Annotated in this window: 14 protein-coding genes and 1 pseudogene; 13 read left to right on the top strand and 2 right to left on the bottom strand. The window is 69.9% G+C overall.

Going from position 1 to position 18,441, the window contains the following annotated elements; translation table 11 throughout:
• Positions 1-212 precede the first annotated feature (212 nt).
• The 3 genes from QE385_RS17460 to QE385_RS17450 are packed head-to-tail and all read left to right on the top strand — an operon-like array spanning position 213 to position 4,539.
• On the top strand, positions 213-1,739 hold the full coding sequence (locus QE385_RS17460; protein ID WP_307104018.1) for a tryptophan halogenase family protein: 1,527 nt from the start codon (positions 213-215) through the stop codon (positions 1,737-1,739).
• Positions 1,736-3,037: a tryptophan 7-halogenase gene (locus tag QE385_RS17455; protein WP_307104016.1), complete on the top strand. Its 1,302-nt coding sequence runs from the start codon at positions 1,736-1,738 to the stop codon at positions 3,035-3,037. The genes QE385_RS17460 and QE385_RS17455 overlap by 4 nt, the downstream gene beginning before the upstream one ends.
• Positions 3,034-4,539: a tryptophan halogenase family protein gene (locus QE385_RS17450; protein ID WP_307104014.1), complete on the top strand. Its 1,506-nt coding sequence runs from the start codon at positions 3,034-3,036 to the stop codon at positions 4,537-4,539. Before QE385_RS17455 ends, QE385_RS17450 begins: the two co-directional genes overlap by 4 nt.
• Here QE385_RS17450 and QE385_RS17445 read toward each other — a convergent pair.
• A complete protein-coding gene (locus QE385_RS17445) occupies positions 4,530-5,585 on the bottom strand; it encodes a cupin-like domain-containing protein (RefSeq protein WP_307104012.1) in 1,056 nt (351 codons plus the stop codon). The genes QE385_RS17450 and QE385_RS17445 overlap by 10 nt on opposite strands.
• A 121-nt stretch (positions 5,586-5,706) precedes the next feature.
• Between QE385_RS17445 and QE385_RS17440 the strand changes: the two genes are divergently transcribed.
• The 9 genes from QE385_RS17440 to QE385_RS17400 all read left to right on the top strand — a co-directional run bounded on the left by QE385_RS17440 (position 5,707) and on the right by QE385_RS17400 (position 16,089).
• Positions 5,707-6,849, top strand: a complete 1,143-nt coding sequence (locus QE385_RS17440) for an SGNH/GDSL hydrolase family protein (RefSeq protein ID WP_307104010.1) — start codon at positions 5,707-5,709, stop codon at positions 6,847-6,849.
• Complete coding sequence (locus QE385_RS17435) at positions 6,849-7,649, top strand: polysaccharide deacetylase family protein (protein ID WP_307104009.1); 801 nt, start codon at positions 6,849-6,851, stop codon at positions 7,647-7,649. The genes QE385_RS17440 and QE385_RS17435 overlap by 1 nt, the downstream gene beginning before the upstream one ends.
• 162 nt (positions 7,650-7,811) lie before the next feature.
• Positions 7,812-9,323, top strand: coding sequence for a DHA2 family efflux MFS transporter permease subunit (locus tag QE385_RS17430; RefSeq protein WP_307104804.1), 1,512 nt, complete (start codon positions 7,812-7,814; stop codon positions 9,321-9,323).
• 123 nt (positions 9,324-9,446) lie between these two features.
• Positions 9,447-10,121: a DUF1349 domain-containing protein gene (locus QE385_RS17425; protein ID WP_307104006.1), complete on the top strand. Its 675-nt coding sequence runs from the start codon at positions 9,447-9,449 to the stop codon at positions 10,119-10,121.
• 3 nt (positions 10,122-10,124) lie between these two features.
• Complete coding sequence (locus QE385_RS17420) at positions 10,125-10,673, top strand: sugar O-acetyltransferase (protein WP_307104004.1); 549 nt, start codon at positions 10,125-10,127, stop codon at positions 10,671-10,673.
• Entirely contained in the window at positions 10,670-11,773 is a 1,104-nt protein-coding gene (locus QE385_RS17415; RefSeq protein WP_307104002.1) for an acyltransferase, read from the top strand. Before QE385_RS17420 ends, QE385_RS17415 begins: the two co-directional genes overlap by 4 nt.
• A gap of 87 nt (positions 11,774-11,860) precedes the next feature.
• A complete protein-coding gene (locus QE385_RS17410; protein ID WP_307104802.1) occupies positions 11,861-13,291 on the top strand; it encodes a carboxylesterase/lipase family protein in 1,431 nt (476 codons plus the stop codon).
• A 43-nt stretch (positions 13,292-13,334) separates the two neighbouring features.
• A complete protein-coding gene (locus QE385_RS17405) occupies positions 13,335-14,690 on the top strand; it encodes a glycoside hydrolase family 27 protein (protein WP_373424731.1) in 1,356 nt (451 codons plus the stop codon).
• Positions 14,691-14,769: 79 nt separating this feature from the next.
• Complete coding sequence (locus tag QE385_RS17400; RefSeq protein WP_307104000.1) at positions 14,770-16,089, top strand: glycoside hydrolase family 28 protein; 1,320 nt, start codon at positions 14,770-14,772, stop codon at positions 16,087-16,089.
• 9 nt (positions 16,090-16,098) lie between these two features.
• Here the strand turns inward: QE385_RS17400 and QE385_RS17395 are convergent.
• A pseudogene (locus QE385_RS17395) lies at positions 16,099-17,233 on the bottom strand (1,4-beta-xylanase).
• A gap of 132 nt (positions 17,234-17,365) precedes the next feature.
• Between QE385_RS17395 and QE385_RS17390 the strand changes: the two are divergent.
• Positions 17,366-18,334, top strand: a complete 969-nt coding sequence (locus QE385_RS17390; RefSeq protein ID WP_307103999.1) for a family 43 glycosylhydrolase — start codon at positions 17,366-17,368, stop codon at positions 18,332-18,334.
• The last annotated feature ends 107 nt before the right edge of the window (positions 18,335-18,441 follow it).

Below are 18,441 nucleotides of genomic sequence, written 5' to 3'. Positions count from 1 at the left end.
TACCTTCCCGATCCTCTCCGATGCGCTTCGTCATGGAAGCGCCCCCGTTTTTTCGTGCCGCGTGATAGCGGTTATCATGCGGCTAAATCGGTGCCGATCCGGACTCAAGGGAAATATCTAAACTTGATTTAATTATTGAGGAATTGCATCGAACTGTTGCTGCCAGGTGACACTCCACAGGATCCCTGCGGGCATGATCGGGAGAGGGTCTAGTGAGCGGCGATCCATCGGCGGACGACCGGGTGCGCATCATCGTGATCGGCGGCGGCACGGCAGGCTGGATGACCGCGGCGGGACTGGTCGGCCTGTTGCCCGCGGCGTGCACCGTCCACCTGGTCGAGTCCGAGGAGATCGGCATCGTCGGCGTCGGCGAGGCGACCCTGCCGCATCTGCGCGCCTATCTCGAACGGCTGGGCATCGACGAAGCCGAATTCATGGCGGCGACCGATGCCACCTACAAGCTGGGGATCGAGTTCCGCGATTTCGGCCGGATCGGCGACCGCTATATCCACCCCTTCGGCACCTATGGCCGTCCGCTCGCCGATATCGGCTTTCACCATTACTGGCTGCGTCGCCAAGCCGAAGGCGCGCCGGTGCCGCCGATCGGCGCCTATTCGGCCGGGGTCGCAGCCGCCGAGGCCCGCCGGTTCGAGCGGCCGGGCACCGACCCCGACGATCCCACCACCAGCTTCGGCTATGCCTATCAGTTCGACGCGACCCGCTTCGCGCCCTTTCTCCGCCGCTGGGCCGAGGCGCGCGGCGCGCGGCGGACCGAGGGGCGCGTCGTAGCGGTCGAGCGCGATGCGGGCGACGGCGCGGTCCGGGCCGTGACGCTGGCCGACGGCACGCGGATCGAGGGCGATCTGTTCATTGACTGCTCGGGGTTTCGCAGCCTGTTGCTGGGGCAGGAACTGGCCGAACCCTGGGAGGACTGGTCGCACTGGCTGCCCTGCGACCGTGCGGTGGCGGTGCCGAGCGCCAGCCCCGACGCCCCGACCGAGCCCTTCACCCGGGCCACCGCGACCCTTGCAGGCTGGCGCTGGCGCATCCCGCTGCGCCACCGGGTCGGCAACGGCCATGTCTATGCCAGCGCATTCTGCGACGATGAACGGGCGGCCGAACTGCTGCTGGCCGGGTTGGACGGCCCCGCGCTCGCCGAGCCGCGCTTCCTGAAATTCCGCGCGGGGCGGCGGCGGCGCAGCTTCGTCGGCAATGTCGTGGCGGTCGGGCTCGCCTCGGGCTTTCTCGAACCGCTGGAGTCGACCAGCATCTATCTGGTCCAGGCCGCGATCACCGCGCTGGTCGAGCATTTCCCGGACGCGCATGTCACCGATGGCGACCGCGACGGGTTCAACGCCGCGATCGATGCCGAATATGACCGGATTCGCGATTTCCTGATCCTGCATTATCATGCCACGACCCGCGACGACTCCCCCTTCTGGAACCATGTCCGCACCATGACGGTGCCCGATACGCTGGCCGAGAAGATGGAGTTGTGGCGCGCCACCGCGCAGGTCGCGCATTATCGCCACGGCCTGTTCCTCGAGCCGAGCTGGGTCGCGGTCTATCTGGGCCAGGGCGTCGTACCGCATGGCTGGGACCCGCGCGCCGATCGGCCCGAAGGCGCCGGGCTCGACCGCGCCTTGTCCGGGCTGTCGCGCGCGATCGCCGATCGGGTGGCGCGGATGCCCACCCATGACGCCGCATTGGCGGCCATCGCGGCGGGAGCACGCGCATGAACCGCCGCACCCTTCCCGCCCATGTCGCGGTCGCGGGCGGCGGGCCGGTCGCCTTCGCCGCCGCGCTCGCCTTTGCGCAGGCCATGCCGGGCACCCGGGTCACGCTGATCCCCGCGCCCGTGCCCGACGCCGCGCTGGCGGATCGCTGGCCGCTCGCGCTGCCGTCCGCCCATGCGATGCTCGCGCGGCTGCATTGCCCGCCCGACATGCTGCTGGCGCACGGCGTGGCGACGCCGCGCCTCGCCACGCGCTTCCTCGACTGGAGCGCGGACGGGACGGCGTGGATGGTCGCGGACGAGCCCGCCCCGCCGCTTGCCGGTGCACCGCTGCACCAGCTCTGGCTCCGGGCCGGGGCGCCGATGCCGTTCCACGCGCTCCACCCCGCCTGCGTCGCCGCCGAGGCGGGCCTGGTTCCCCGCGATGTCGAGCCTGGGCTCCATCTGGATGCGCGGCGGCTGCGCGACGGGCTGGCCTCGCTCGCCCGGCAGACGGGGGTTGGCCTAGCAAGTGCCCCGCTCGCCGCAGCGACGACCGACACCGGCGGCGTGACGGCGCTGCAACTCTCTGATGGCGGTCGGATCGAGGCCGATCTGGTCATCGACGCGACCGGCCCGGCGCGGCTGGTCGCCACCTCCCAGGGGTTCGAGGGCTGGGGCGGCAGCCTGCCCTGTCATCACCTTCGGCTGGAGCCGTCCGCCGCGGCCTCCCCCATCGACAGCTACCGCGCCGTGGCGGACGGCTGGACCGCCACATGGCCCGGCGCGGCGGTAAGGGCCAGCCGGGGCGCGGCACCGGGCGCGATCGCCTTTGCCCCCGGCCGCCTGTCGTCTCCGATGCGTGGCAACGTCCTGGCGCTGGGCGAAGCGGCGGTGCAGCCGGGGCCGCTGTGCCTGACCGGCTTCACGCTGGCGCTGGCGCAGATCGCGCTGGCGCTGGAATTGCTGCCGACCGGCCCCGACATGCCCCTGCTGTCGGCCGAATATAATCGCCGCGCGAACCAGCGCGCCGACCGGATGCGCGACTTCCTCGCCGCGCATTACATCGCCACCACGACGCCCCCCGCCATGCCCCCGTCGCTGGCCACCATAATCTCCCAGTTCGAACGGCGCGGCACCCTGCCCCCGGCGGACGAGGACTCGGTCGAGCGCGATGCCTGGATCGCGATGCTGATCGGCCAGGGCCTGCGCCCCGAGCGGTCCGATCCCATCGCGATGGGCATTCCGCGCGAGGTCGCACGCCGGGCCGTGCTCGACAGGGCTGGACAGTGGCGCGCCGCCGCCGGAAAGCGCGGATCATGACCCCTTCCCCCATCGAACATGTCGTGATCGTCGGCGGCGGCACCGCCGGATGGATGATGGCGGCCGCCGCCGGGCGCTATCTGGACAATGGCCGCCGCCGGATCACCTTGGTGGAATCGGACGCGATCGGCACGGTCGGCGTCGGCGAGGCTACCATCCCCTCGATCCTGAACTTCAACGCGCTGCTCGGCATCGACGAGGCGGAGTTCCTGCGCGCCACCCAGGGCAGCTTCAAGCTGGGGATCGCATTCACCGGCTGGCACCGTCCCGACAGCCAATACATCCACCCCTTCGGCCATCATGGCCGCGACATTCAGGGGCTGAACTTCCATCAGCTCTGGCTGAAGATGCAGGGGCAGCCGGGCGTCGGGCCGATCGGCGACTATTCCGCCTCGACCGTCGCGATGGAGCGCGCCGCGTTCGGCAAGCCCCTGCCCGATCCGCGCTCCCCGCTGTCGGGGCTGGCCTATGCCTATCATTTCGATGCCGGGCTTTATGCCGCCTTTCTGCGCCGGCGTGCGGAGGCGGACGGGGTCGCGCGGGTCGAGGGGCGGATCGTCGCGGTCGAGCGGCATGAAAACGGCGATGTCGCGGGCGTGCGGCTGGAGGATGGCCGCCGGATCGCGGGCGACCTGTTCGTCGACTGTTCGGGCTTCCGCAGCCTGTTGCTGGGCGACACGCTGGGCGTGCCGTTCGAGGACTGGTCGCACTGGCTGCCCTGCGACCGCGCCATCGCGGTGCCGACCGAGCGGACCGAGCCGCTGCTCCCCTATACCCGCGCCACCGCGCACGAAGCGGGCTGGCAATGGCGCATCCCGCTCCAGCACCGGACCGGCAATGGCGTGGTCTATGCCAGCCGGTTCATGGACGACGATGCGGCGGAGCGCCTGCTCTTGTCCCGGCTCGACGCCGCGCCGACCGCGACGCCCCGGCGGCTGTCCTTCACCGCCGGATGCCGCCAGCGCCTGTGGGAGCGCAACGTCGTGGCGCTGGGCCTCGCAGGGGGCTTTCTGGAGCCGCTGGAATCGACCAGCATCCACCTGATCCAGCAGGGCATCTCGAAACTGTTCGCGCTCTTCCCCGACAAGCGGCTCTCGCCGGTCGAGCGTGACGAGTATAACCGGCAGATGGGCGACAATTACCGCTCGATCCGCGACTTCATCATCCTTCACTATCATGCGACCGCGCGCGACGATTCCCCCTTCTGGGACCATGTCCGCACCATGGCCCTGCCCGACACGCTGACCCGCAAGATTGCGCTGTTCCGCGAAAAGGGGCGCATCTTCCGCTATGAGGACGAGCTGTTCGCGACGCCCAGTTGGGTCGCGGTGCTGCTGGGCCAGGGGGTGATGCCCCAGGGCTATGACCCCGTGATCGACGCGCTGGACGACGACCGGGTGCTCGCCGCGTTGCGCCAGATGCGACAGGCGACCGCCACCGCCGTGGCGGGCCTGCCGCCGCATGCGGTGGCGCTGGCGCGGATCGTCGCCGGTCAGGGCTGACCGGCGCCCAGCATCCGCAACAGATAGCCGCGAATCCGCTCGTCCCGCTCGGGCGAGGGCGGCCCCAATATGCCGCGCACCGCCGGGGGCAGGTGATCCGCCACCCGCGCGGCATCCTCGCCAAAGACATAGTGGTCGAACCATTCGCGCATCGCCGCCCGCTCCGCCGCCGGTCGGTCGCGCACCGCCAATATGGCATGGACCAGCGCGGCGAAGGGCGCATCCGACGTACCGCGCGTCCACCAATAATTGACCAGCAGGTTCAGCGGCCCGTCGGCGCGAATCTCGTGCCACCACATGGCGGGAATATAGATGGCGTCGCCCGGCCCCAGTTCGGCGACCTGGGCGGCGGCTTGCGCGGCGGCGAAACGGGGAAAGCGGGTCAGGTCGGGGCGTTCGAGGTCGACCATGCTGGTCGGCTGCCCCGCCATCGTCATGTCGAGCGGCCCGACATAGAGGTTGGCGGCCTGTTCGGGCGGGAACAGCACGACCCGGCGGCGTCCGGCCGCGACGGCGGCGATGTTGCTGGCCATGTCGTAATGCGCCGACACCCGGCTGCCATTGCCGATCCACAGCCGCGCCTGCGCATCGCCGACCGGCAAGGGCAGCGGATGGTCACGGGTCCAGCCGGGGAAATGCTCGGCCGCGGTGCTGGCCCCGGCATAAAGCGCAGGCGGTTCATCCTGCCCCTCGGCACGCAGCAACGCCTCGAGCAACAGGGGAAGCGGGATTTGCGCGCGCTCGAAATTGAAGCCGCCGAAATCGTCGCGGTAGAAGAATCGCCCGCCGATCGCGGGATCGCCCGCCATCAGCCCCAGCGGCCTGGCCCCGTCATAGCCGCGCAGGCAGTCGGCGAGCGCCGCCGTTCCCCGCCGCGCCGCCGCGACCACCGGCCAGCTCTCGACCAGACCGCGCAGCACCACCGGAGTCGCCGCCTCGACCAGCGCAAGGAAACTGTCCTGCGTGGTCGGCGCGCTCCGCTCCGCGACGCGGGGGGCCCGGGCGATCCAGTCGGCGGTCGCGCTCGCTTCGGAATCCTGTCTCATCACGGTTCGATCCGTGTCAGGCCCGGACGGGAAAAGGAAATGATTTTCGTTGCGTTGCGCCACGCCAAGGGTAGCACGCGATGACATATGGGGCGGAACGTCGGCCCCGTCAGGAGAGACGATGCCGCATATCCTGCCCCCGACACGGAGCTGCCGCCTGATGCTCGCCGGTCTGTCGCTGACGATGGGCCTGCCCGCCGCCCTGCCCGCCCAGTCGGGCGCGGCCGAGGGCATCCGCGCGCTCGGGGCAGAGACGCGGGCGGGGCGACCGCTGCCGCTTCATATCGGCGGGCGCGTGGTCGCGACCGACGGCTATCGGCGGCAATGGCCGGGCACCTATATCGAGGGCGCGTTCCGGGGGCCATCGGTCGATCTGGGGGTCGGCCCCGGCGCCGTGTCGCTGCGCATCCGCGTCGATGGCGGCGCGCCCATGCCGCTGGTCCGCCCCGCCCCCGGCCTCTATCGCATCGCCGCACGGGGCGCGGGGCCGCACCGCATCCGCGTCGATGTCGCCAGCGAGAGCCAGGCCGGATGGACGGTGCTGCGCGGGCTGTTCGCCCCCACCGGCACGACCCCGCTGCCCGCGCCCGCGCCGCGCGCCCGGCAGATCGAGTTCATCGGCGATTCGCACACGGTCGGCTATGGCAACACCTCCCCCACCCGTCAGTGCAGCCAGGATGCGATCTGGCGGACGACCGACACGACGCTGGGCCTGCCCGGTATCGCCGCGCGCCATTACGACGCGGATTATCAGGTCAACGCCATTTCCGGTCGCGGGATCGTACGCAACTATGGCGGCTTCGCCGCGCCGACCTTGCCGGACGCCTATCCCTATGCCCTGTTCGACGGCCGCACCCCGGCGACGACGCCCGGCTGGAACCCGCAGGTCGTGGTCATCGCGCTGGGCACCAACGACTTCTCGACGCCGCTGAAGCCCGGCGAGCGCTGGGCCGACCGCGATGCGCTGCACGCCGATTACGAGCGGCGCTATGTCGATTTCGTCGGCCGTCTGCGCCGCCACTATCCCCGCGCCTTCTTCGTCCTGTGGGCGACCGATCTGGCCGATGGCGAGATCAAGCGCGAGGTCGGCAAGGTCGTCGACCGGCTGCGCGCGGGCGGGGAACGGCGCATCGCCTTTGTCCCCGTCGACGGGCTGGGCTTTACCGGCTGCGACGCCCATCCCGACACCGATGACGATCGCAGGATCGCCGCCGCGATCGAACGGGCCATCGATGCCCGACCCGATATATGGACGCGCCGCTGATGCGCCGCCTCCTGACGCTGCTCGCCGTCGCGGCGGCCGCCATCCCCGCCCAGGCCGCCACCCGCTGGCCCAATGGTGCGAAGGCGGCCGTGGTGCTGACCTATGACGATGCGCTGCCCTCGCAGCTCGACCATGCAGTGCCCGCGCTCGACGCCGCCGGGCTGAAGGGCACCTTCTTCCTCGCCAATGTCCGCGCGCAGGATGTCGGCCGTTGGCGCGCCGTGGCGCATGAAGGGCATGAGCTGGGCAATCACACCATCTTCCACCCCTGCCGCGCCGCCGCCTTTCCCGCCGACCCACGCTACACCACCGAAGCCTATACCCCGGCGAGCATGATCCGGGAGATCGCGCAGCAGAATGTCCTGCTGACCGCGCTCGACGGCAGGATGCGCCACGGCTTTGCGACACCCTGTGGCGAGACGCGAGCAGGCGGGGTCGATTATCTCGAGCCGCTGCGCGCCGCCGGCCTCGTCACCTATGCGCGCGGGGTCAGCGCCAGCCCGGCGGAGCTGGCGGCGGACGTCGCACGGATCGAGCCGATGCACATCCCCGCACGTGGTTTCGGCGAGGGCGACGATGCCGCGAAGATGATCGCCTTCGTCGAACAGGCCGAGGCGGGCGGCGGCATGGCGGTGCTGTTGTTCCACGGCGTCGGCGGCGATCACCTGGCGGTCACCGAGGCGCAGCACCGCGCCTTCGTCGCCTGGCTGAAGGCGCATCGCCGCGACGTCTGGGTCGCCACGCTGCAACAGGCGCTCGACTGGGCGCAGGCGCATCCCGGACCGTCGCCGCGCGGATAGCGCGCGCGTTATTGGGAACTCTCTGCCGCCCCAATTCGTCAGCCATCATGACCCAAAATCGATCGTTTTGCGGCATTTGCGTGTAAAGGGATCGAGACTCGGCAATGGCGGACGATGAGGTGACGGGACGGCATGCGATGGCGGCGGCGTAATTTGGCTTCGATGAGTGCGGATGTGGGCGACGGACTGGCCCCGGCGGTCGAGGCGGTAACCAGCGGTTCGCGCCCCACCCCCACCCCCACCCCCACCCCCACCCCCACCCTCACCCCGGACGCCCGCCCCCCGGAACGCGGATATCGGGTCATCGCGCTGGTCGTCGCATCGGCCCTGTTCATGCAGCAGCTGGACGGCACCGTCCTGACCGTCGCGCTGCCCACCATGGCGCGCGATCTGGGCACGTCGGCCACCAGCCTCAGCTTCGCGCTGACCGCCTATCTGCTGGCGCTGGCGCTGTTCATTCCCGCCAGCGGAACGCTGGCCGACCGTTTCGGGTCGCGGACCGTCTTCTGCTCGGCGATCGGCATCTTCCTTCTCGGCTCGGTGCTGTGCGCGCAGGCGGGGACCTTGCCCATCCTGGTCGCGGCGCGGTTCCTGCAGGGGATCGGCGGGGCGATGATGGTACCGGTCGGCCGCCTCGTCCTGCTGCGCAGCGTCGCCAAGGAGGATATGGTCCAGGCGCTGTCCTGGCTGGTCATGCCCGCGCTGATCGGGCCGATCCTGGGGCCGCCGCTGGGCGGGTTCATCGTGACCTGGCTCGACTGGCGCTGGATCTTCTATCTCAACATCCCGATCGGCGTGCTGGGCATGATCGGTGCGATCCTGCTGGTGCCCGACGTGCCCGGCGATGCGCGGGCGCGGTTCGACGTGTCGGGCTTCCTCCTTTCGGGGATCGCGCTCGGCTGCCTGTTGTTCGGGTTCGAGCTGGCGAGCCGACCGGGGACGGGCTCGGCCGCGCTGGCGCTGCTGGCCGTCGGTGCGGTGCTGGCCGTCGCCTATATCCGCCATGCCCGGCGGGTCAGCGACCCGATCCTCGACCTGACGCTGATGCGCGTGCCGACCTTCCGCCTGTCGGTGATCGGCGGATCGCTGACCCGGATCACGCAGGGCGCGCAGCCCTTCCTGTTGCCGCTGATGTTCCAGCTGGGCTTCGGGCTGACCGCCGCGAAGACGGGCACCATCACCATGGCGGGCGCGGTCGGCGCGCTGGCGATGAAGGCGCTCGCGCCGCGCGTGCTGCGCCGCTGGGGCTTTCGCCGCAGCCTGATCGTGTCGGGGCTGGTCAGCAGCGCGGGCTATGCGACCTGCGCGCTGTTCCGCCCCGACTGGCCGACCGCCGCGATGATCGGCGTGCTCGCGCTGTCGGGCTTCTTCACCTCGTTCCAGTTCACCGGCTTCAACGCGATCGCCTATGCCGATGTCGAGAAGGAACGGATGAGCGCGGCGACCAGCTTCTATGCGACCTTCCAGCAGCTGACCCTGTCGCTGGGCATCTGCACGGCGGCGACGGTGCTGGAGCTGGGGACGCTGGTCGAGGGCAAGGCGCAGCCGACGCTGACCGTGTTTTCGGCGGCGTTCCTGGTGGTGGCCGCCATCTCGGCCTCCGCCGTGATCTGGAACCGCCGCTTCGCCGCCGATGCGGGGGCGGAGATGAGCGGGCACCACCCGGCCCGGTGAGCCCGGTGCGGTGAACCCCGCCCGCCCCGCCGTCCGCAAACCGCTTGCATTGCATGTGTACAAATGTACACATCGCCGTCGATCCGCTGCTCGGAAAGGATGGATGTCATGCAGGAAAGGCGAATGTCGCGCCGGTCGGTCATGGGGGGTGCGATGGCGCTGACGGTGCCGGGTATCGGCGGCGCGGCGGCGGCGCAGGGCGCGGGCAGGCCGGTGCTGGGCCGCCGCGACGGCCGCTGGCTGAACGAGCCCCGGCAATGGAGCGTCGATGCGGCGGGCGACCTGACCCTGGTCACCGATCAGGGCACCGATTTCTGGCGCGAGACGCATTATGGCTTCACGCGCGACAGCGGCCATTTCCTGGGCTTCACCGCCCCCGACGCCTTTACCGCGCAGCTGCGCATCCGGGGCCGTTACGACAAGCTCTACGATCAGGCGGGCATCATGGTGCGCGTCGACGAACGCCGCTGGGTCAAGGCGGGGATCGAGCTGTCCGATGGCCGCGCGATGCTGAGCAGCGTGCTGACCGATGGCCGCTCCGACTGGGCGACCGGCCCCTATACGGGCGATGCCGCCGACTTCTGGATGCGCGCGACGGTCGCCAGGGGCGTCTTGCGGTTGCAGGTGTCGGCGGACGGCCGGACATGGCCGCTCGTCCGGCTGGCCCCCTTCCCGGTCGCCACCGCCTATCAGGTCGGGCCGATGGCCTGCACCCCGGAGCGCAGCGGGTTGAGCGTCCGTTTTTCCGACCTGCGCATCACCGCCCCGCTGGGCAAAGACCTGCACGATCTGAGCTGATCGATGCGCCAGAAGGACCGGATGCTGGCGGGCGAGCCCTATACCGCCGACGATCCCGAACTGGCCGCCGACCGGGCGGCGGCGGCGGCGTGGATGGTGCGCTACAACGCGTCGCTCGCCGCCGATGCGACCGGGCGTCATGCGCTGCTGGTCGAGGGGCTGGGCAAGGTCGGGCACAACGTCGTCGTACGACCGCCCTTCCACTGCGACTATGGCTATAACATCGCGCTGGGCGACGGGGTCTTCCTGAACTTCGACTGCATCATCCTGGACGTCGTGACGGTGGAGATCGGCGCGGGGACGCAGGTCGGGCCCGGCGTCCAGATCCTGACCGCCGACCACCCGCGCGACCCCGCGCAGCGCGCGCAGGGACTGGAATGGGGGCGGCCGATCCGGATCGGTGCCAATGTCTGGATCGGCGGCGGCGCGCTGATCCTGCCCGGCGTGACCATCGGCGACGATGCGATCATCGGCGCGGGCAGCGTCGTCACTCGTGACGTCGCCCAAGGCGCGACGGTGGCGGGCAATCCCGCCCGGCCGATCGGACGATGAGCGCCCGGCTCGACCGGACCGGCACGGGCAAGCCGCATTTCGAGACGCTCGATGGCCTGCGCGGCACGGCGGCGCTGCTGGTCGTCGCCTTCCATATCCAGGGCATCACCGTGCTGTTCGATCCGGTGCGGCTGATGCTGCCCCATGCCTATCTCGCGGTCGATTTCTTCTTCGCGCTGTCGGGCTTCGTCATCGGCTATGCCTATGACGACCGATGGGGCGCGATGACGGTGCGCGACTTTCTCGTCCGGCGCCTGGTTCGCCTGCATCCGCTGGTCATGCTGGGCGCCCTGCTCGGGCTGGCGAGTTATCTGGGCGATCCCTTTGCCGATGGGCGGCAGGATGCCTCGGCCGCGTTGGTGGCTCTGGCCTTCGTCGCGGCGATGCTCGCCCTGCCCTCGCCGCCGCTGCCCAACCGGCTGGGGGACAGCCATCCGCTCAATGCCCCGGCCTGGACCCTGTTTCAGGAATATATCGGCAATCTCGCCTATGCGCTGGTTCTGCGTCGGCTGCGGATGCGCGCGCTGATCGCGCTGACCGGGCTGGCGGCGATCGCCTCGCTGGTCACCGCGCTGTCGCTGGGGTCTTACGATACCGGCTGGGGGCTGGCCAATTTCTGGGGCGCGCCGGTCCGGCTGGCCTATCCGTTTCTGGTGGGATTGCTGCTCTATCGGCTGGGCGACCGGCTGCCGGGCCTCACGCTGGGTTTCCCGCTGTTGAGCGCGATCCTGCTCGCGCTGTTCGCCGCGCCGGTGCTGGGGACGTGGCACGGCATCGCGTTGAATGGACTGTACCAGGCCGGGTGCGTGCTGATCCTGTTTCCCGCCATCATCGTGGCGGGCCGACATTCGGCGGGCGGCCCTGCGACGCTGCGGTTGTGCAGGCTGGCGGGGCGGCTCTCCTATCCGCTCTACATCACCCATTATCCGTTCGTGTACGTCTATATGAACTGGGTGGCGACCCGACCGGCCAGCGGGGCGACGACCGCGGCGATCGCGGTTTCGCTCTATCTGTTCACGATCCTGTTCGCCGCGGCCGCCCATCATTATTGGGACGAGCCCCTCCGAAGGCGCCTGAATGCCCTGATAACAAAGCGATAAATTCACCGCCCCGCATTGCGCGGCGGCATGATCGGGTTGTACCCCTTCCCCCGAAACGCCCGAAGCGGCGCGGAGGAGAGCCCGATGATGAAGTCCCTGACCGTCCTGACCCTGTCGGCGCTCGCCCTGGCCGCTCCGGCCGTCGCCCGGTCCGACGGCGCCACGGTCCGGATCGAGACGGGGCAGGTGCGTGGCACCGTCGCGGATGGTGTGACCAGCTGGAAGGGCATTCCCTTTGCCGCGCCGCCGGTCGGCCCCCTCCGCTGGCGCGCGCCGCAACCGGCCGCGCGCTGGGAGGGCGTGCGCGACGCCACCGCCTATGCCGCCGACTGCATGCAGCAACCCTTTCCCAGCGACGCCGCGCCGCTCGGCACCCGGCCGTCGGAGGATTGCCTCTACGCCAATGTCTGGAAGCCCGCCGGGAACGGAGGCAAGCTGCCGGTGCTGGTCTGGATCTATGGCGGCGGCTTCGTCAATGGCGGGGCATCGCCGCCGACCTATGCGGGGGCGAACCTGGCGCGCCAGGGGGTGATGGTCGTCAGCTTCAACTACCGGGTCGGGCGGTTCGGCACCTTCGCGCTGCCGCAGCTGACCGCCGAGAATGCCGATGGCGGGCGGCTGGGCAATTACGGCACGATGGACCAGATCGCCGCGCTGCGCTGGGTCCGGCGCAACATCGCGGCGTTCGGCGGAGATCCGGCCAGGGTCACCATCGTCGGCGAGAGCGCGGGCGGCATGTCGGTGCACCAGCTCGTCACCTCACCCGAGGCGCAAGGACTGTTCGCCCGGGCCTTCGTCATGTCGGGCGGCGATGCACGCAGCGATCCGCGCAGGACGCTCGCCGCCGTCGAGCGGATCGGCGCGGCGTTCGCGCGCACCAAGGGGATCGACCCCGCCGCCCCCGATGCGCTGTCCCGGCTGCGCGCGTTGTCCGCCGAGCAGGTGACCGACGGGCTGAACCTGGCGCAGCTCTTCAACCCCTCCGGCGGCGAGCCGACCTTTTCCGGCCCCTTTGTCGACGGCAAGGTGATCGTCGATCCGCACGCGGCCTATCGGGCCGACCGCTTCGCGCGGGTGCCGATGGTGGTCGGCGCGACCGATGCCGATATCGGCGGCAAGACCGGCTATATGGTCGGCGGCGCACGCGCGGTGGCGGGAATGCTGGCCGACAAGCGCGTGCCGGTCTGGGAATATCGCTTTTCCTACGTCGCCTCGTCGGTCGGCCAGCCGGGCGCGCAGCATGCGACCGACATCCCCTTCTTCTTCGACAATCAGGCGATCAAATACGGCGCGGCCACAACCCCGCGCGACCGGGCGATGGGCCGGGCGATGAGCGGCTATCTCATCAATTTCGTGAAGACCGGCGACCCCAATGGCGCGGGCCTGCCCCGCTGGGACCGCTATGGCCGTGCCGCCGACACGCTGGCGGATTTCACGCCCGCCGGAACGGTCATGGTCGGTCGCGATCCCTGGGGCGCGGATATCGACCGGGTTGCCGCCTCCGGGGATGCTCCCTAACCTGCCGGGATAACGACGGAATAACAGGCCGGGAGTGGTGAGGATGGACGAAAGCGGGATCAACCGGCGACAGGCGCTGGCCGGGGCGGCATGGACGGGCACGGCGATGCTGGCCAGCGGGACCGCCCGCGCCGCCGCGCCCGCAGGGCCGCTCGCCCCGCGCCCGCCCATGGGCTGGAACAGCTGGAACAGCTTCGCCACCACCATCACCGAGGCGCAGGCGCGCGAGACCGCCGCGATCATGCGCGACCGGCTGCTGCCCTTCGGCTATGATATCTTCACCGTCGACATCCAATGGTATGAGCCCAACGCCTCCAGCTATGAATATAGCGCCGCACCGGTGCCCGCGATGGACGGTCATGGCCGCCTGATCCCCGCGCCCAACCGCTTTCCCTCCAGCGCCGACGGATCGGGCTTCACGAAGCTGGCGGCGGACGTGCACGCCATGGGGATGCGGTTCGGCATCCACCTGATGCGCGGCATTCCCCGGCTGGCGGTGAAGCGCAACCTGCCGATCCTCGGCACCCGCTACCGCGCCGCCGACATCGCCGACACGACCAGCATCTGCGCCTGGAATCCCGACATGTACGGCGTCGACATGACCCGGCCCGGCGCGCAGGCCTATTATGACAGCGTGTTCGCGCTCTATGCCTCCTGGGGCGTCGATTTCGTCAAGATGGACGATATGAGCCGCCCCTATGACGCCCATGCCCCCGAGATCGAGGCGGCGCACAAGGCGATCGGCAATAGCGGCCGCCCGATCATCCTCAGCCTGTCGCCCGGCGAGACGCCGGTGATCCGGGGCCCGCACGTCCGCCGCCATGCGCAGATGTGGCGCATCTCGGACGATTTCTGGGACGAATGGCCGATGCTGGAGGCGCAGTTCACCCGGCTGGAGAATTGGACGCCCTATTGCGGGTCGGGCGGCTGGCCCGATGCCGACATGCTGCCGCTCGGCCGCCTCGCCTTGGGCAAGCGCGACACCAAGTTCACCCCCGACGAGCAGCGGACGCTGATGACGCTGTGGTCGATCGCGCGCTCGCCACTGATCATGGGCGGCGACCTGCGCCATCTGGACGCGCCGACGCTGGCGCTGCTGACCAACCGCGCGGTGCTGGCGGTCAACCAGGCCTCGACCGACAACCGGCCGCATTTCGTCGAGGACGGCGCGCGCATCTGGTCCGCCACGCCCGAGGGCGCGCCGCGCGACCGCTATCTCGCGCTGTTCAACACCACCGACAAGCCCAGGGAGGTGGGCCTGGCCCTGTCCTATCTGGGCCTGCCGGGCGGGGTCGGCGTGACCGACCTGTGGAGCGGACGATCGCTCGGCCGGGCCAGCGGCCGCTTCGCGCAGACCCTGCCGCCGCATGGATCGGGGCTTTATCGCCTGCGTGCCTGACGCGGACGGCATGGCGGATGAACCAACTGTCCTCCGGCGGTAAGGCGGGGTCGATCCCGACCATGGCAGGAACGGCCGCATGGCTGCCCGCTTTCCCTGCTTACGCTTCGCCCCCCTCCTCGCGCTCGGCCTGATCGCGGCGACCGCCCGGGCGCAGGATCGCCGGACGGTGACCGAGCCCGCTTTGCCCCAACGGATCTGCGCCACCCTGTCGCCCGAGGGCGCGGGCCAGGACGCGACGCGGCGCATCCAGGCCGCCATCGACCATTGCGACCGCGGAGCGGCGGTCCGGCTGGTGCCCGGTCCCGAAGGCGGACGCTTCTTCAGCGGTCCGCTGCGCATGACATCGGGTGTCACGCTGTGGCTTGATCGCGGCGTCGTCCTGACCGCCCTGTCCGATCCGCGCGTCTATGATCGCGGCCAGGGCGTGTGCGGCACGATCGCCGCAAAGGGCAATGGCTGCACGGCCTTCATCCGCTTCGACGGGACGCGCGGCGGCGGGATCGTCGGGGACGGCGCGATCGACGGTGCGGGCGGCACCCCGATGACCGGCCATGCCGAAAGCTGGTGGCAACTCGCCCGCCGCGCGCAACGCGAGGGCGGCCAGCAGAACAATCCCCGGCTGATCGAGGCCGACCATGCCCGCGATCTCGTCTTCTACCGCGTCACCCTGCGCAACGCGCCCAATTTCCATGTCGTGCTGAACGACGTGCAGGGGGCGACCTTCTGGGGCGTGCGCATCGACACGCCCGCCGATGCGCGCAACACCGACGGCATCGATCCCGGCGCGTCGCAGGACATCACCATCGCACACGCCTTCATCCGGACCGGCGACGACAATGTCGCGATCAAGGCGGGCAAGGGCCCGACCCGGCATGTCTCGGTCCTCGACAGCCATTTCTATGCAGGGCACGGCATGTCGATCGGCAGCGAGACGCAGGCCGGGGTCAGCGATATCCTCGTCCGCCATCTGACGCTCGACGGCACGACCTCGGGGCTGCGGATCAAGAGCGACGCCAGCCGGGGCGGGTTGGTCGCGCGGGTCCGCTATGACGGGATATGCCTGCGCGGCAACCGGCGGCCGATCGATTTCGACACGCGCTATGATGCCTCGGCACAGGGGTTTGCGATCCCGCTCTACCGCGACATCACGCTGCACGACGTGACCGGTACCGACGGTACGCTGGTGCTGCGCGGGCATGATGCGGGCCATCCGCTGGAGGTGACGATGGACGGCGTCCGCTTCGCACCCGGCGCGACATGGCAGGTCGAGAATGCACGGATCGCCGCCGGGCCGGGCGGCGTCTCTCCGCCACCGCCGGGCCCCGCCCTGCCCCCCGCCCAGGCTGCGGCGGGGGATTGCGCCGCCCGCTGGATACCCTTTCCCGATGGCGGATAGCGCGAAGGATCAGGGGGCGGCGGGCACCACCCCCTTGGGCGCGGCGGCCAGGCGGCGGATCAGATCGGTCTCCGCCCGGGCGATAGGGCGTGCCGTCGCCGCGAAACACCTCGTGAAACCAGATGGTCGGTTCCTCAAGGACATAGGGCTTCTTCCAGCTATCCCATGGCAGCCGTGTCTGCGTCTTCCCATCGACAAAGCCCCAGTTCATCATCGCGACATTGTACCGCTTGCCGATGGGCAGCGATCCGTCGAAGGTCGATCCATTACCGCGCGCCATATATTCGGTGCACAGGATCGGGCGGTTATAGGGGAGCAGTTGCCTGACCCGCCGCTCGAACGTCTCGGGCCAGCTATAGTCGTGGAACGAGATCACGTCCGACTGCGCCAGTTGCAGCCTCTCCATCGGCGAGGCGCGCCCGCCCGGCGCCCAGTCCTCGCCCAGCCATACGCCCGACGTGATCGGCTGCGACGGCTCCGCCGCGCGGGCCCAGTCGAACACCTGCGCCAGCATCGCGCGGACCAGCGGCTCCTTGTCCTCCTGCCCCTTATACTGGTCGGCGCCATTGTCGGGCTCGTTCCACACGTCCCAGCCCAGGATGCGCGGATCGTCGCGAAAGGCGCCGATGACGCCCTGCACATAGGCGCGGTAGCGGGGCCATCGCGCACGGTCGCGCAACCCCGCCATTCCCGGTCCCTGCACCCAGCCCGAATTGTGGACGCCGGGGATCGGCGGATGCTGCGGCCCCGGCCGGGGGTTCGGGTCCCAGCAGCTGTCGAACAGCACGAAGAGCGGGCGGATGCCATGCGCGCTGGCGATGGTCAGGAACGCGCCGATCCGCTGCCTGAACCCCTCCGGGTCCTGCGCCCAGAGCTGGTCGTGCAGGAACACGCGCATCGTGTTCATCCCGATCCCCTGCGCCAGCGCCAGTTCCCGGTCGATCCGCTTCGGGGCCCAGGTCGCCGCCTGCCACATCTCCAGCTGGTTGATCGCCGAGGCGGGGGTGTAGTTGGCCCCCACCAGCCAGGGCTGGCGATCATACCAGGCCCGGGCCTGCGCCTCGGTCCAGCGGTCCCGCGCCTCGGCCGGTGCGGCGGGCAACAGCGCGAGCAGCGCGATTCCGCCCAGCATCCATGGCTTCATCCCATCCTCTCCCTTGTCTTGTTGGTCTTTTGCACGAGGAGGCTAGAGAAAAATCCGTCGATGTTACAGGATATTGTACGACCAATCGGATCGACCGCGACAGGTCGGCCGCAACCATGAGAGAGGATCAGGATGAGGGCGTTCCACTATTGCGCCGCCGCCGGACTGGCGCTGGCGATCACCGTCTCGGTCGCCGCGCGGAACCCGCAATTCGAGGGGGCCGACCCGCATGCCATGATGATCGGCGACGAGATGTGGATCTTTCCCACCGGCGGGCCGGGGGGCAGTTGGGCCGCCGACCGGTTCGGCGCCTTTTCCAGCCGCGACCTCAAGGACTGGCGGCCGCGCGGCGCGCTGATCCGGCGCGACCAGATCGGCTGGATCAAGGACGACGGCGCCCGCGACCATTTCCTCTGGGCGCCCGGCGTCGCAGTGCGGGGCGGCCGCTATTATCTCTATTATTCGGTCGGCCCGCAAAATCCGACGCCCAGCCGGATCGGCGTGGCCGTCGCCGACCGGCCCGAGGGACCGTATCGCGACAGCGGCCGCCCGCTCGTCATCGGCGGCCCGGGGTTCGAGGCGATCGACCCGATGGTCTTTACCGACCGCAAGTCGGGCCGGACCTATCTCTATGCGGGCGGCAGCGCGGGGGCGAGGCTGCGCGTCTGGCAACTGAAGCCCGACATGGTGTCGCTCGCGCGCGAGATTCCGGTGCAACAGCCGCCGAACTTCACCGAAGGCGCGTTCATGCACGAACGCGGCGGGCTCTATTACCTGTCCTACAGCCATGGCCGCTTCGACGGACCCGATTATTCGGTCCATTATGCCACCGCCCCCTCGCCCGTCGGGCCATGGCGCTATCGCGGTGCGATCCTGACCAGCGACGCGCGGCATCAGGGGCCGGGGCATCATAGCTTCGTGAAGACGCCCGACGGGCGCTGGCTGATCGTCTATCACCGCTGGGACCGCGCGGCCGGACCCGGCCCGTTCCAGGGCGAACGGGTCGTGGCGATCGACCGGATCCGCTACGACCCGGACGGCGGGATCCGCCGCGTGACGATGACCGACGACGATGCGCCGACGCTTTCGCCCCGGCGGTGACGGACGCGCGTAAACTTCCGTTAACCATCTGAATCAAATCCGGATTCGGAATCCCAGCATCCGCCGACCCAGGCCGTGGTTCCCGCTTCATAAGGGGCAGGCCGTGC

The organism is Sphingomonas sp. SORGH_AS_0950 (assembly GCF_030818415.1).
Classification (GTDB): Bacteria; Pseudomonadota; Alphaproteobacteria; order Sphingomonadales; family Sphingomonadaceae; genus Sphingomonas.
Note: the sequence above shows the minus strand (reverse complement) of the source record. Positions and strands in the feature narration are given on the sequence as shown.